Raw genomic sequence first — 14,359 nt, 5'->3', positions numbered from 1 at the left:
GCGGCGACCTCTTCCTCTCCTCGGCTCTTCTCCTCGAAGGACACTGATGGCTCCTCGTCTCGGCGCGCTCACCGACAAGCTCACCGGCAGGAAGAAGGTGGGCGTCATCTCCGCGCTCACCTGCTGCGGCTGCGGCGGTCTCGCATTCCTCCTGCTCATGACGCTCGGCGTCATCGGCGTGTTCGTCGCGCCGACGACGCCCACCCCGAGCGATGACCCCACGGTGGTCGCCCAGTCCGCCGACCGCGACGCCCAGGCATCGCAGGAGCCCGCGCCGTCGGCCTCCGAGCCGGCGACCCCGACCGAGACGCCGAGCGCGAGCGCGACGCCCGATGCGTCGACGGCGGCGAGCACCACGACCACGCCGTCGGCGTCCCCCAGCGCGTCGCCGACCTCCGATGCCTCCACCGCCCTCGGCATGCTCGAGACGCTCGAGGTGAAGGGGCGCGCGCCGAAGACCGGCTACGACCGCGACCTGTTCGGCTGGCGCGAGGACGTCGACCACAACGGCTGCGACACCCGCAACGACGTGCTGCGCCGGGACCTGTCCGACGTGGTCCTCAAGCACGGCACCGACGGCTGCGTCGTGCTCTCCGGGACACTCAGCCCCTCGCCCTACAGCGGCGACGACGTCGCCTTCGACCAGCAGGTCGACAACTCCCTGGACATCGACCACCTGGTCGCGCTGTCCGACGCCTGGCAGACGGGCGCCTCGGGCTGGGACGAGGAGACCCGCCACGCCTTCGCCAACGACCCGCTGAACCTGGTGGCCGTCGAGAGCGGACTGAACAGGAAGAAGGGCGACGGCGACGCCGCGACCTGGCTGCCGCCCCGGAAGGCGTACCGCTGCGAGTACGTCGCCCGCCAGATCGCCGTGAAGGCCGAGTACGACCTGTGGGTCAAGCCCGCCGAGAAGGACGCGATGCGCGCGGTGCTCGAGGGCTGCGAGGACACGCCGGCGTTCGCCGGAGCCGTCGCCACCCCCGACCGGTGGGAGGGTGACAACGTCCGGGAGGCGCCGGCGCCGACGAAGAAGCCCGCGACGTCCTCGAAGAGCTCCGGGTCCTCGTCGAAGGGGTCGTCGTCCTCGAGGAAGTCCTCGTCCTCGACGTCGTCGAAGTCCTCGGCCTCGTCCTCGAAGAAGTCGTCGAAGTCCTCATCGGGCTCCTCGAAGTCGTCGTCCTCCAGATCGTCGGGCTCCGGCTCGTCCTCGGGCTCCAGCTCAACGGGTTCCGGCTCCAGCGGGGGCTCGGGGAGCACGTTTTACAAGAACTGCGACGCGGTGCGGGCCGCGGGCAAGGATCCGATCTATGCGGGCGAGCCCGGTTACTCGCGGAAGCTGGATCGCGACGGCGACGGCGTCGGCTGCGAATGAGGAAGGGCGCGGGACCACTCGGTGGTCCCGCGCCCTCGCCCTGCGGTGCAGGGCCCTGCGCCGGCGGGATCCTGCACGGCAGGATCCCGCGCGACGACGATGTCCGCGTCAGCGCACCTGGTCCACCAGGTGGTCGCCGTGCATGTTCGTCGAGGTCTTCACGCCGATGGTCATCTGCGCGTCGGTCTCGGTGTTCACGTAGGTGACGTAGACGTGGCCCGCGGCGCCCTCGGCATCCAGGCGCTTCCAGTGCTTGGCGGCCGTGGCGTGGTCGACGAGGTCGGCGCGCGCACTGCTGGTGGTGTCGCGCTGCAGGTCGATGTCGTCGCCGACGCCGAACTCCCGGACCGTGCGGTCCGCGTAGTCGACGGGGCTGGTGGTGCTCTGCGAGCTCTGGGTGGTCTCCGAGCCCTGCGCGGAGTCGGCGGTGGTCGGCGCGGCGAGGGCGGCGGGGGCGCTGAGCGCTCCGGCGAGGCCGACGGTGGCGACGATGGCGAGCTTCCGAGTGCGGGTCATACTGGATCAGACCTTCCTTCGAGGTGACGAGATGCCCCGGGGAGGGAAGAGTCCGGATGTCCGACCCCGAGCATCATGCACTGTCGTTGACCCACTCTTTGCTCACATTTGACCCGTTGTCAAACGCCAGGCACGACACGTGGTCGCTCACGCGGGTGCTCACGCGGACGTCAGAGGGCGTCGGCCGCCGTACTCGACGAGCGACGATGCACCCCGTACGAGATCCCCACGATCCCGAGTCCCATCACGGCGAGCAGCATGCCCGTCCACGCGGGCGCGAGCAGGCCCCAGCCGGCGGCGAGCACCGCGGCGCCGAGCGCCGCGCCGAGCGAGTTGCCGATGTTCAGCGCCGAATGGTGCAGGGACGCCGCGAGCGAGGGCGCGTCGGGCGAGGCATCGAGCAGGAACAGCTGCAGGGACGGGCCCATGAGCTGGGACGTCACGGCGATCACGAAGAGCATGATCATGCCGGCGACGGCCCAGTGCGCCACGAGCGCGAACACCGCGAAGCTCGCCGCCATGCCCACGAGGCCCAGGAGGATCGTGCCGTAGATCGAGCGGTCGGTGAGGCGCCCGGCGACGATGTTGCCGACGGTCATGCCGACGCCGAAGACGAACAGCGCCACGGGCACCGCGCGCTCGGGGAGCCCCAGCACGCCGGGCACGATCTCGCCGATGTAGCTGTAGACGGCGAACATGCCGCCGAAGCCGATCGCCCCGATGCCCAGGCCCAGCCACACCTGTGCGCGCTTCAGCGCCCGCAGCTCGCCGAGCATCGAACCCGTGGTGCCCGAACCCTCGGGCTCGGGCACCAGGCGCCAGATCGCGAGGGTGCTCGCGAGCGCCAGGACCACGACGATCCAGTAGGCGGCGCGCCAGCCGATGCTCTGCCCGAGCGCCGTGGAGGCGGGCACGCCGAGCATGGTCGCGATCGTCAGGCCGAGCATGACCTTGGAGACCGAGCGGGCACGTCGGCCGGGAGGGGAGAGACGGGAGGCGACGAGGGCGGCGACGCCGAAGAAGGCGCCGTGGGGGAGTCCGGCCACGAAGCGCGCGATCGCGAGGATCGAGAACGTGGGCGCGATCGCGGAGATCAGGTTGCCTGCGCCGATCAGGGCGATGAGCAGCACGAGCAGCCGGGCGCGCGGCATCCTCGCGGCGGCGATCGTCACCGCGGGTGCTCCGATCACGACGCCCAGGGCGTAGAGGGTGATGAGCATGCCGGCCTGCGGGACGCTCACGTCGACCGAGCGGGCGATCTGCGGCAGCAGGCCCATGGAGGCGAACTCGGTGGTGCCGATCGCGAAGGCGCCGAGGGCCATCGCGAGGATGACCAGGCGCAGGCGCGCGGGCTCGAGCGGGGCGGGTGACAGGGTTTCAGCCGGCGGGTTCTGGGGCGACGGGGTCTGGCTCGACGGGGAGGGCGGGGTCACGGCATCTCCAGCGGAACGGGGCGGATCATCGCTGCCGACGCTGGGAGCGGTGGGGACCGATCGATCGTATAGGCCTGCGGCGCGATCGGTCACGGGGTGCCCGTGCCGGGCGGCGGGATCCGCCACGTCCTCCTCAGGGGCACGGCGAAGGATGAGGACCTCCATGACAGTTAATAACTGTCATGGAGCGTCTATCTCTCAGGACGTGGGGTCGAGGGCGGATGCGGAGCGGGCGAGGCCCGCTGTGCGGAAGAGGTCCGTCGACACGGTCAGCGCCCCGTCTGCCGCACCGCCACATGCACGACGGGCTCGTCCTCCTGCCCGACCACGACGACGAACGCCGCCGACCCCTCGACGCCCTCGGCGATGCGGTCGCCCTTCTTCTGCGTGTCATCCCCCAGGCGCTCGGTCGCCGCAGCCATGTCGTCCTTGAAGGCGCGGGACTCGATGCCGTCGGGGAAGTTGTCCGCCACCCATGCGTCGATCACGTCGGCGGGGCCGGAGAAGGTGACGACCCTGCTCCACGCCTCGTCGCCCTTCAGTGGAGCGTCGGCCACGGAGGCCTCCAGATCCGGGGCGCTGAGGCCCGCAGCGTCGAGCACGGTCTCGGCATCCATCTCGGTCTCCTCGGGGTCGGAGTTCCCGCAGGCGGCCAGCAGCATCGTGCCGACCGCGAGGGGGAGCAGGGGGAGAAGAGCTCGTCGTCTCACGTCACGGACCCTTCCGAGTGCTGGGCGGAGGATGACCCGACCACGTCGTGCTCCCGGGCGAGGCGGCTGCGCATCCGACGCCGAGCTGAACGCGCGGAGCGGTTGGGTGTCCGCTCCCGAGAATCCCGACATCGTCCCCTCGCAGCGCCGCTTCCTGATCTGCCTGTGCCGACGTCAACCTACGGCTCCCGACACCGCCGGTCCATGGGGACTTCTGCCCATCCACAGGTGCTCTCGGCCCCGTCCGTCGGCACGGATCCATGGGATCCTTGCCCCACTGTCCCCTCCCCAGAAGGAACTCCCATGGGAAGCACATTCCTCGGCATCGGGATCGCAGGCTTCATCGCCGTGGTCGTCGTCGCCCTCCTCGTCATCGCGGTGATCGCGTTCTTCCTGGTCCGCGGTTGGATCAAGGTCGCGCGGGCCGACGAGGCGCTGGTCATCTCCGGCAAGAGCCAGAAGAACGAGGACGGCTCCACGTCCGCGACCACCGTGGTCGTCAACGGCAAGGCGATCGTCAACCCGATCACCCAGCGCCACGAGGTCATCTCGCTGCGCCAGCGCCAGGTGAACATGCGCGCGGAGGCGCAGTCCTCGGACAACGTCACCCTCGCCGTCGAGGCCGTGACGCTCGTGAAGATCGGCTCGGACCGCGAGCTGGTGCGCCGGGCGGCCGAGCGCTTCGCCTCCCAGGACGAGGCCATCGAGTCCTTCACCCAGGACCAGCTCGAGGGCGTGCTGCGAGGCGTGATCGCCCAGCAGTCCGTCATCTCGCTCATGCGCGACCGCAAGGTCTTCTCCGAGCAGATTGCCGAGACCGTGATCCCCGAGCTGCGCGAGCAGGGCCTGATCCTCGACTCCTTCCAGATCCGCGGCATCACCGACGGCGTCGGCTATATCCAGTCGCTCGGCGCCCCGGAGATCGAGGACAAGCGCCAGGCGGCCGAGATCAGCCAGACCAACGCCGAGCGCGCGGTCGCCAAGGAGCGCATCCGCAACGAGGAGCAGAACCTCGTCGAGCAGCAGGCGCTGGACACGAACAAGGCGAACGCGCAGGCCGAGGTGGGCCGCGCGCAGGCGCAGGCCGAGCAGGCGCAGGCCCTGGCGGGGGAGAAGTCCCGCCAGGAGGTCCTCCAGCAGCAGGCCGAGAACAAGCAGGCGCAGCTGGACGCCGACGTCAAGCGCGTCGCCGACGCCGAGCTCTACCGCCGGCAGAAGGACGCGGAGGCCGCCGCCTTCGAGCAGCGTCGCCAGGCCGAGGCCCGCGCCGAGGTCGCCGAGGCCGACGCCCGCGCCGTGAAGCTGCGCGCCGAGGCCGACGCGGAGTCCCAGCGACTGGCCGGCGAGGCCCGCGCGGACGCGATGCGCGCCGAGGCCGAGGCGCTGCGCGAGAACCAGGAGGCGCTGCTCGCGCAGCGCGTCGTCGACCAGCTGCCCACCCTCATGGAGACCTTCGCCCGGGGCTACGCGCAGATCGGCGAGATCACCGTGGTCAGCTCCGGCGGCGCCGAGGGCGACGTCGCCGGCAAGCAGTTCTCCGGCGAGTCCGCCGGGGCCCTGCGCGGTGTCTTCGACACCGTCGAGGCGACGCTCGGGCTGAGCATCCCCGACCTCATCCAGGGCCGCGTGGCCGGCGAGGCGCAGGGCCGCGCCCAGGGCGAGGCGATCGGCGAGGCGCTGCGCGGGCAGGGCGCGAGCGGGTCGGGCGGATCGCACCGTGCCGGCGGGGCCGGTGGGGCCGCTGGGAACGGTGGGGCCGCGGGATACGGCGGGAGCAGCGAGTCGCGGCCGACGGGCGACATGGGAGCGCAGACCGTGGACGAGGCTCCGGCCTCGGGGCGCCCGGAGCAGAATGGGGCGGGCACCGACTGATCGGTCCGCCGGGCCCCGCGCTGCTGCGGGCCCGGCGACACCGTCGGTCCATCCGCCACCGCCCGGCGACACCGCCGGGGCAGAAACCGCCGAGGCAGACACCGCCGCCCGAGCCCGAGAGGACGCACCCGTGGAACTCATCTCCGTCGCCGGCCATCCGGAGCCGGTTCCCGCATCGGCCGCCGCCGAGCGGATGCTGCGCGACCGCCTCCAGACGGCCCGCGAGTCCCGCGGGCAGCAGGCGGCCGACGGGCTCGAGGTGCTGGTCGGCGAGAGGATCGGCGTGCTGCTCGGGGGAGGGATGCCCAGCATCGACGTCGCCACCATGCGCGCGATCGTCGACCACGTGGAGCTGCCGTCGGAGGACGAGGACGAGCCCACCGGGATCAAGGGCGCCTTCCAGGGGTTCAAGGACAAGCTCGCGCAGCGGGGCGGGCCCGCGCGATGAGCGGGCTCGGGAACGGGGCGGCGGACGCCTCGGGGAACGGACAGTCCCAGTACGGCTCGCAGCCCACGGCGCCGGACGGTTCGCGGTACGCGCCGGGCGTGCCCGGACCGGAGGACCCGGAGATGCAGGAGCGCGCGCGGCGCGCCTCGAGCACCAGCCCCTACGGCATCTGGGATCTGTTCCTGGTGCCCTGGTCCGCGATCGCCTGGGTGGGCTGCGGGATCTGGTGGCTGGTCAAGCTGCCGTTCCGGGTGCTGAGCATCTTCGACTGAGGTGTTCGAAGGTGCGGTCAACTGACCACGCTGCCGATCACGACCCTGCCGGCTGCGGGGAGTCCGAGCGCCGGGCGTACGTCGAGTCGTCGAGCCCGGACTGGGTCGGGTCGTAATCCACCCCGCCCACCTCGAACATCGTGGTCATCCAGTGGTAGAAGTTGTCGCCGCGTTCCCGGAGCCGCTGGTAGAGGCGAGTGGTGAGTGCCTGACGGACCTCGGCCATCTCCGGATGGTCGTGGATGTTGAGCAGCTCGTCGGGGTCGCACTGCAGGTCGTACAGCTCGTTGACCGACTCCGGGTTGACGATGAGCTTGTAGCGGGTGGTGCGAAGCATGCGCTGGGGGTAGGGGAAGTGATGCCCGTGGAACTCGCAGATGATGTCCTCGTCCCAGTCGGGATGCGCACCGTGCGCGAGCGGGACGAGGCTTCGGGAGTCCATCGCAGGGGAGGGGTCCAGTCCCGCGAGGTCGAGGATCGTCGCCGTGCAGTCCAGCAGGCTGACGAACTCGTCGCGCACCTGGCCCTGCACTCCACCCGGCATCCGCATGATGCCGGCGGTGCGGTAGATGTCCTCGTACATGGCTGGCCCCTTGTCGTGGAGTCGGTGGGCGCCCGTGAACTCACCGTGGTCGCTGGTGAAGAACACCGCGGTGCTGTCGATGAGTCCCAGTCCGCGCATCGCCTCCATGACGCGTCCGATCTCGTGGTCGATCAGGGCGACGTAGCCCCAATACACGGCGACCAACTTGCGTGTGACCTCGAGCGGCATGGTGTCGAAGGCCCAGTGCGCGCTGTAGTTCGCCTGCACGGTCGGCTTGCCCTGGAAGGTCTCGGCGATGGACTTCGGGAGCGTGATCTGCTCGGGGTCGATGAGGTCGAAGTACTCGTCCGGGAGCACGTACGGCAGGTGCGGCCCGAAGAAGTTGAGCTGGAGGAAGAATGGCTTCTCGTCGCGGTGCGCGTCCTCGGCGTACTTCTCCAGCTGCTCGATGGTGCGCGTGGCGAGGTAGTGCTCGAAGGTCGCCTCGAGCGGCTGGTGGAGACGGGCGGCCAGCAGGTTGCCCTCGCCGCCGTTGGGGAGGCTGCCGCGGATGCGGTCGCTGATCTCATAGCCGGGCAGATCGTGCTCGGCGAGGTACGCCCGGTAGTCGGCGGCGTCGACCGGGTTGTGCCAGGCATCGCCGGGCAGATCGGGCCCGTCGAATCCGGCCGCGTGCGAGTCGACGTCCGACCCCGCGTGCCATTTGCCGACGAGACCCGTGTTGTACCCCGCCCGGCGCAGCGCGTCGACGAAGGTGAAACTGCCCGGCGCGAGGTCCTCGAGATAGCCGACGTTCCGCTCGCGATTGGCCAGGACTCGATGCCGGAACGGTGCTTGGCCCGTCAGCAGGCTGACACGGGCCGGAGTGCAGATCGCCGTCGGCGTGTACCACCGGTCGAAGCGGGTGCCGTACGCGGCCAGCGCATCGAGGTTCGGTGAGATGCCGCAGGGGTTCCCGTAGCAGCCCAGGGTGTCGGTCCGGTGCTGATCGGTCATCAGGAACAGGATGTTGCTGCGCGAGGCGCTCATGCGCTGGCCTTTCATGCGTTCATGGGGGTGATGGAGGGGCTGCTGCCGTCGCCGACCGGGTAGCCGGCGAGAAGTGCGGAGCGGTGCACGAGGGAGAGGATCGCCCCCAGCGCTCCGCCGTCGTCCCCGAGGTCCGAGGCCTGCACGCGTGGTTGCGCACCGCCTATCGAACGGACCTCGAAGGCGATCGTGGAGGCGACGCGCTCGACGAAGACGGGTGCGAACCGGGCCAATGGGCCGCCGACGACCACTGCGGTGGGGTTGAGAGCGAGCACGCTCCCGGCGAGGGCGCGCCCGGTCGCGGCGCCCGCCTCGCTCAGCACCGACGCCGCGATCGGTTCATCCCGGTCGACGGCGGCGCTCAGATCGGCCGGGCTCTGCACGGGCAGTCCGAGCTCACGGCAGCTCTGCAGGATGGACGGCAGCGAGGCCACGGTCTCGAGGCAGCCGTGCTTCCCGCACCTGCTGCACGTCCGGCCGCTGTCCGCCACGCCGATGTGCCCGAATTCTCCGGCGAGGCCGCGGCTGCCATGGACCAGCCTTCCGCCCACGACGACACCGCCCCCGATCCCTCCGGCCACCCGCACGTAGATCAGATCCTCGCCCAGCTCGTGTCGGTGATCCGCTTCGGCCAGAGCGGCCAGGCGGGTGTTGGTGTCCATCACCGGAGCCATGCCGAAGCGTTCGATGATCGCGGTCTCCACGATGCGACGAGCCTCGAGGGACTCCGTGTGGGCCAGGGTGCGGTCGTTGCTCCACGCGGGGGAGTAGGGGCCCGGGAGACCGACGCCCACCCCCTGGAGAGCGCTGAACCGGGTGCCGTCCTCCTCGATCTCCCTGAGCACGTCCAGGGCGGTGCGGACGCGCCGGGCCCAGGGCAGATCGGGATCGGCGTCCCTCTTCTCGGAGGCGATGATGCGTCGGGTCGCATCCACGACGGTGACATGGACGGCGTTGTGGGCGAGGTCGATGCCGAGGTGCTGCCCGGACCGCGGGTCCAGAGCCAGGAGCTCGGCCGGGCGCCCTGAGCCGCGTCGACTCTCCGCGTCCGTCGCGACCACCTGGAGGGCTCCGCGACGCACGAGGCCCCCGACGATCTCCGAGAGCGTCGTCCGCGAGAGTCCTGCATACGAGGCGAGCTCGGCGCGGCTCAGCGCCCCGTGGCGCCGGAAGGTCTCGAGGATGCGCTCCTCGTGACTCCAGCGCATCAGGGCGGGACCCGACGCCGGTGTGGACATGCGGTCAGGCTAGGGAGGCGTCAATTTTTCCGTCAAGAATCCGGCAGAAAGATTCTGCGCCGGGCCGGGCCGGGTCCGCCGGGCGGGGGCGGACCGAGCCAGACCGGGTCGGCCGCGCGGGACCGGAGCACGGCCCGATCCGACAGGTCATTCTGTCGCCCCGTTGACGGAAAAAAGTGCCCCTCCTAGCGTCGCTCTGAGCGCATTCGGCGCACAGCCGTCACCATCGCCCCTCCAGCTCCGCTGATGGGCGTCAAGACGAAAGGTTGACGATGACGTCCACCCCTCAGACCCCACCTCCCCATACGCCGGCGACCGCTACCTCCCGCCGCGCCACCTTCGCGGCCTTCATGGGCGCGTTCCTGGAGTGGTACGACTTCTGGATCTACGGCACGGCGGCGAGCCTAGTCCTGCCGCGGGTCTTCTTCCCCGACTCCTCGCCGACGGTGGCACTGCTGGAGTCCTTCGCGACCTTCGCCGTGGCGTTCCTGACCCGTCCCATCGGAGCGATCCTGTTCGGGCACTTCGGAGATCGCATCGGGCGCAAGCCGGTGCTGCTGATCACGGTGTTCCTGATCGGAGGAGGCACCTTCCTGATGGGCCTGCTGCCCTCGCATGCGACTGCCGGGGGCCTCGGCGCGATCCTGCTGATCGCACTCAGGCTCATCCAGGGGGTCGGCATCGGTGGCGAGTACGGCGGGGGTTCGCTGCTCGCCCTCGAGAACGCACCCCAGGGCAAGCGCGGACTCGCAGGCAGCTTCCATCAGCTCGGCACGCCCGCGGCACTTCTCGCCTCCACAGGGATCTTCGCCATCGTCACCCAGCTGCCCGAGGCCGACCTGCTCAGCTGGGGGTGGCGCATCCCGTTCCTCGTCAGCGGGCCGTTCCTGCTGCTCGGGTTCTACATCCGCAAGAACCTGCCCGAGACGGCCGCCTTCGCCGAGGACCGTCAGGAGAGCAAGTCCGCACCCTTCCTCGCCCTGCTCGTCGAGCAGCCGAAGATGGTGCTCATCGGCATCGGCGCGCGCATGGCGGACGCCGTCACGTTCAACATCATCAACGTCTTCGCCGTCTCGTGGGTGACCTCGACACTGGGCATGGACAGCCAGCTCATCCTCACCGGCTTCGTGATCTCCTCCGCCGTGCAACTGGTCGTGCTGCCGGTCGCGGGCCGACTCTCCGACCGCTACGGTCGCCGGCCCGTCTACCTCACCGGGATCGCGATCTGCGCACTGGGCGGCGGCATTCTGTACTTCCCGATCATCTCGCTCGGCAATGCGCTGGCCACATGGGCGATCATCGTGATGGTCCACGCCGTCGGGACCGGCCTGATGTTCAGCATCCAGGGTGCGCTGTTCGCGGAGCTGTTCGGCACGAAGGTGCGCTACACCGGGCTGGGGGTCGTCTACCAGGGATCTGCTCTGATCGGCGGGGGACCGACCCCGTTGATCGCCGTCGCGCTCACGGCCGCCGCAGGGTCGTGGTGGCCCGCAGGTGCGTATCTGGTGCTCGCCTGTCTCATCAGCGCACTGTGCATCTGGTTCGCCGGCGAGACGTACCGCAACGACCTGGCCGACGTCGAGCCTGACGCCGAGGGCACCGACAGGGCGTCCGGGCAGGTGGCGGCGTGATGAGCGCACAGGATCATGCGCGCACGCGGCCAGAGGACATCGCTGCCGGAGAGATCGGGGGGACTTGGTCCCACTGCCACACGTTCGGCGCGCACGAGCTGCTTCTGCCCTCGACGGTCGAACAGCTGCAGGAGGTCGTGGCCGCGAGCCGACAGGTTCGCGCACTCGGCACGCGCCACTCGTTCAACGACGTGGCCGACACCCCAGGCACCCTGGTGAACCTCGGCGGATTCCCCGAGTGCTTCGAGCTCGACGACGAGGGGGGCACCGTCACGGTCTCGGGCGGCAGCACCTACGCGATGGTCGCGCGGAAGCTGAGCAGCACCCGATGGGCCCTGCGGAACATGGGGTCGCTGCCGCATATCTCGGTCGCGGGCGCCGCATCCACGGGGACGCACGGTTCGGGCATCACCCATCCGAATCTCTCGAACGCGGTCCGCGCGATCGAGGTCGTCGAGGCCGACGGCACTCTCCGGCGCTTCACACGGGAGGACCCGCGGTTCCCCGGTCGAGTGCTCTCCCTCGGAGCGCTGGGAGTCGTCACCGCGGTGACGCTGGACCTCGTCCCGGACTTCGAGGTGCGCCAGGACGTCTGGTTCGGCCTGCCGTGGTCGACACTCCTGGAGGACCTCGAGGAGATCACGGCGGCCTCCTACAGCGTCTCCGTCATGCCCGACTGGAGCAGCCGGGACGTGGCGGGGAAGGTCTGGTTCAAGTCCCGGACCGAGGACGGAGGCCCACCGCTGGACCCCGCGGACCACGGTGCCCGATGGGCCGCAGTCGTGGAGGGGAAGGATCCCGAAGGGCAGAACCCGAACCACACCGTGCAGGGCGGAGTGCCGGGCCCCTGGTGGGATCGACTTCCGCACTTCAGACCGGACGCGGAGCCGAGCCGGGGGAACGAGATCCAGACCGAGTACTTCGTCGATCGGGCCCGAGGAGCGGAGGCTCTGGACAGGCTGCGCGCCATCGCCCAGGGGTTCGCCGACCTCGTCCTGGTCTCGGAGCTGCGAACCGTTGCCGCCGATGCGCTGTGGCTGAGCCCCAGCCATGATCGTGACTCCCTCGCCATCCACATGACCTGGAGGAACGACCCTGCGGCAGTTCTGAAGGTTCTTCCGCTGGTGGAAGAGGCATTGGCGCCCTTCGATCCGCGGACGCACTGGGGGAAGTGGTTCACCCTCGACGGGGAGCTCATCCGGTCGCAGTATCCGCGGCTGGATGACTTCCGTTCCCTCGCCGACGGAGCGGACCCGACGGGAAAGTTCCACAACGAGTTCCTCAGGCGCACCCTCGGATTCGGAGGTCCAGCAGTGCTGTGAGTGCAGTGCCCAGAGATGCTGGTCAGTCGTTCTCCGCCACCAGTGATGTCGTCGGCAGCCAGTCGGCCCCGAGCAGCTGGGCGACGTCAGCCAGCTGTTCGGTATCGCCGCCCACGGTGTCCGACGCGGCGGCGATGCGCTCCACCATCACCTTGCTGACCTGCTCCTCCACGGTGTCCTGCGCGTAGGCGATGTGCCACGGGGAGACCTGGTGGTCGCGGTGGGTGCGGCCGGTGACCTGCCGGCCGGCGATGCCGGAGAAGCGGGCCTGGTGGAAGACGCCGACGCGCGGCTCGGTGCTCGCCTGCTGGCCGCCGGGCAGCAGCTCCCCGGCATGCAGGCTGATCGAGGCGACCGAGGTGAACACGCAGACCTTCGCCTCGCCTCGCTGGAACCGCAGACGCTCGGCCTCGACGTCGAAGCGGTCGCGTCCGAAGATCGTCGCGACCTCCAACCCCGCATCCTGCAGACGCTCGGTGATCGGGTCGGCCGCGGTGCCCACGAACTCGACCGAGCACGCCACCTGGCGCTCCGCCTCGACCTGCTGGGCGATCCAGGCGACCGTGGAGTCGACGCGGATCAGTCCTGCCTTCTGGCGGAAGCGCAACAGGGCCGCGCGGCCTTTCGCGGTGTTGCGTCCGCGCCGGGCCAGGTCCATCTCGCGGCAGAACTCGCCCCATTCGGCCTCGTACGCGGAGCGCTCGGCCTGGGTGAGCGCCACCGGCATCCCCGAGATCGGCACAGGTCCCCAGGGCGCGGCGCGGTGCAGCATGGCGCGCGGCTGCGCTTTCTCGAGCCAGGTGCGCACCCGCGCGAGATCCTCGGCCCGGCGTGCAGGGTCCGTCGTCCACGTCGCGCCGTAGCGCCCCCGCTCCAGGGCGATCCCGTGGCGTTCGAGCGCATCGGCGAAGTCAGCGTCGGTCTGCTTGGCCGACGTCCACGCTTTCATCGGCTCGTCGTGCACCTGCGCATAGGCCGGAGCGAGGTAGGGCAGCTCGAGCGGCGTGTGGCCGGGCGTCGCGGTCGTCGCGATGACGAACGGCGCCGCATCGTGCGACTTCGTGTGCCCGGAGATCTTCGCCCAGAACTTCCAGCGCTTGGTGGTGGTGCGGCGCAGGGCGTGCGCCTCGTCGGCGATGATCACGTCCCAGTCGTAGTCGGCGACCTTCTCGAGGCGGTCCCAGGTGATGACGACCCACTCGAGGCCGCTGTCGCCGAGGGCGGTGATGGTGCGGCACCAGTGTCCGATCGTGATCGCCGCCGGACGGTCCGCCACCACGAGCACGCGCTGAGCGTCGCGCAGAGACCCCACCGCACTCGCGCCGAGCACCGCGGAGATCGTCTTGCCGACGCCCGGCTCGTCGGCCAGCAGGAACTGCCGGCCGCCTGCCGCGGCGCGCTCGGCGATCGCGTCGGCCGCTTCGTACTGGTTCTGCCGGGGTTCGAAGTCCTCGGAGGGTTCGGGGATCGGCGCGGGGGAGTCGGGGTTGAGGGTGTTCTCGAGGAATCGGCCCAGGGTGTGCGGGCCGGGTGCGTAGGGCGCGAGGTGCGCAGGGAGGGTGCGGCCGACGTGCAGGTGCATCCGGACTGCGGGATGCCAGGACGCGCCCTCGACCTGGGTGCCGTAGGGGACGTCGAGGACCCAGAGGCGCTCGCCGGGGCCGACGAAGGGGAGCTCGCGCGGGGAGCCGTTCGAGTCACGACGGCGGAAACTCTTGGCACGTCGGGTGCTGGAGCGGCGAGATGCGGGCACTCGGAGAGGGTACCGGTGGGTGCCGACGCGATTGTCCCGAGAATTAGCCCGAGTGCAGAGCGTCCACAGCCGTTCCGCGGTGCCTGCACGGCATGACGAACAGCTGATGAACTGCGTCTCCAGCTCGAGATCGAATCCTTGAGCGCTGGAGGGCTCGGGCTGACTCGCGCCGACTGCCCGCGTGAGGAGGGCAGGCGATGCCCAGGTGTCAGCAGG

The 14,359-nt window shown here is 70.3% G+C and carries 12 protein-coding genes; 6 read left to right on the top strand and 6 right to left on the bottom strand.

From position 1 onward, the window contains the following. The first annotated feature begins 46 nt into the window (after positions 1-46). Positions 47-1,375, top strand: coding sequence for a GmrSD restriction endonuclease domain-containing protein (locus I8D64_RS17330; RefSeq protein WP_246482908.1), 1,329 nt, complete (start codon positions 47-49; stop codon positions 1,373-1,375). 108 nt (positions 1,376-1,483) lie between these two features. On the opposite strand, the gene I8D64_RS09210 is transcribed toward I8D64_RS17330, so the two are convergent. The 3 genes from I8D64_RS09210 to I8D64_RS09200 form a co-directional block, all read right to left on the bottom strand. Next, entirely contained in the window at positions 1,484-1,891 is a 408-nt protein-coding gene (locus I8D64_RS09210) for a hypothetical protein (RefSeq protein ID WP_200502209.1), read from the bottom strand. Between the two features lie 170 nt (positions 1,892-2,061). Next, positions 2,062-3,324 carry an MFS transporter gene (locus tag I8D64_RS09205; protein WP_343068515.1) on the bottom strand — a complete coding sequence of 421 codons (1,263 nt, stop codon included), beginning with the start codon at positions 3,322-3,324 and terminating at the stop codon, positions 2,062-2,064. A gap of 269 nt (positions 3,325-3,593) precedes the next feature. Further along, positions 3,594-4,034: a hypothetical protein gene (locus I8D64_RS09200; protein WP_200502208.1), complete on the bottom strand. Its 441-nt coding sequence runs from the start codon at positions 4,032-4,034 to the stop codon at positions 3,594-3,596. 303 nt (positions 4,035-4,337) lie between these two features. On the opposite strand from I8D64_RS09200, the gene I8D64_RS09195 reads away from it, so the two are divergent. The 3 genes from I8D64_RS09195 (at position 4,338) to I8D64_RS09185 (ending at position 6,626) form a co-directional block, all read left to right on the top strand. Continuing rightward, complete coding sequence (locus tag I8D64_RS09195; protein ID WP_200502207.1) at positions 4,338-5,906, top strand: SPFH domain-containing protein; 1,569 nt, start codon at positions 4,338-4,340, stop codon at positions 5,904-5,906. Positions 5,907-6,036: 130 nt separating this feature from the next. Then, the gene (locus tag I8D64_RS09190) at positions 6,037-6,354 is read left to right on the top strand and encodes a hypothetical protein (protein ID WP_200502206.1); all 318 of its coding nucleotides are present in this window, start codon (positions 6,037-6,039) and stop codon (positions 6,352-6,354) included. Continuing rightward, positions 6,351-6,626 carry a hypothetical protein gene (locus I8D64_RS09185; protein ID WP_200502205.1) on the top strand — a complete coding sequence of 92 codons (276 nt, stop codon included), beginning with the start codon at positions 6,351-6,353 and terminating at the stop codon, positions 6,624-6,626. Before I8D64_RS09190 ends, I8D64_RS09185 begins: the two co-directional genes overlap by 4 nt. Positions 6,627-6,663: 37 nt before the next feature. On the opposite strand, the gene I8D64_RS09180 is transcribed toward I8D64_RS09185, so the two are convergent. Both I8D64_RS09180 and I8D64_RS09175 read right to left on the bottom strand, forming a co-directional pair. Continuing rightward, a complete protein-coding gene (locus I8D64_RS09180) occupies positions 6,664-8,199 on the bottom strand; it encodes a sulfatase family protein (RefSeq protein ID WP_200502204.1) in 1,536 nt (511 codons plus the stop codon). 11 nt (positions 8,200-8,210) lie between these two features. Continuing rightward, complete coding sequence (locus I8D64_RS09175) at positions 8,211-9,437, bottom strand: ROK family transcriptional regulator (protein WP_200502203.1); 1,227 nt, start codon at positions 9,435-9,437, stop codon at positions 8,211-8,213. 272 nt (positions 9,438-9,709) lie between these two features. On the opposite strand from I8D64_RS09175, the gene I8D64_RS09170 reads away from it, so the two are divergent. Both I8D64_RS09170 and I8D64_RS09165 read left to right on the top strand, forming a co-directional pair. Next, positions 9,710-11,068, top strand: coding sequence for an MFS transporter (locus tag I8D64_RS09170; protein WP_200502202.1), 1,359 nt, complete (start codon positions 9,710-9,712; stop codon positions 11,066-11,068). Then, entirely contained in the window at positions 11,068-12,390 is a 1,323-nt protein-coding gene (locus tag I8D64_RS09165) for an FAD-binding protein (protein WP_200502201.1), read from the top strand. Before I8D64_RS09170 ends, I8D64_RS09165 begins: the two co-directional genes overlap by 1 nt. A 22-nt stretch (positions 12,391-12,412) precedes the next feature. On the opposite strand, the gene I8D64_RS09160 is transcribed toward I8D64_RS09165, so the two are convergent. Beyond that, positions 12,413-14,143: a DEAD/DEAH box helicase gene (locus tag I8D64_RS09160; RefSeq protein WP_200502200.1), complete on the bottom strand. Its 1,731-nt coding sequence runs from the start codon at positions 14,141-14,143 to the stop codon at positions 12,413-12,415. Positions 14,144-14,359: the final 216 nt, after the last annotated feature.

It is taken from the genome of Brachybacterium halotolerans, from assembly GCF_016623465.1.
Lineage (GTDB): Bacteria > Actinomycetota > Actinomycetes > Actinomycetales > Dermabacteraceae > Brachybacterium > Brachybacterium halotolerans.
This window is presented reverse-complemented; position numbering and strand designations above follow the sequence as displayed.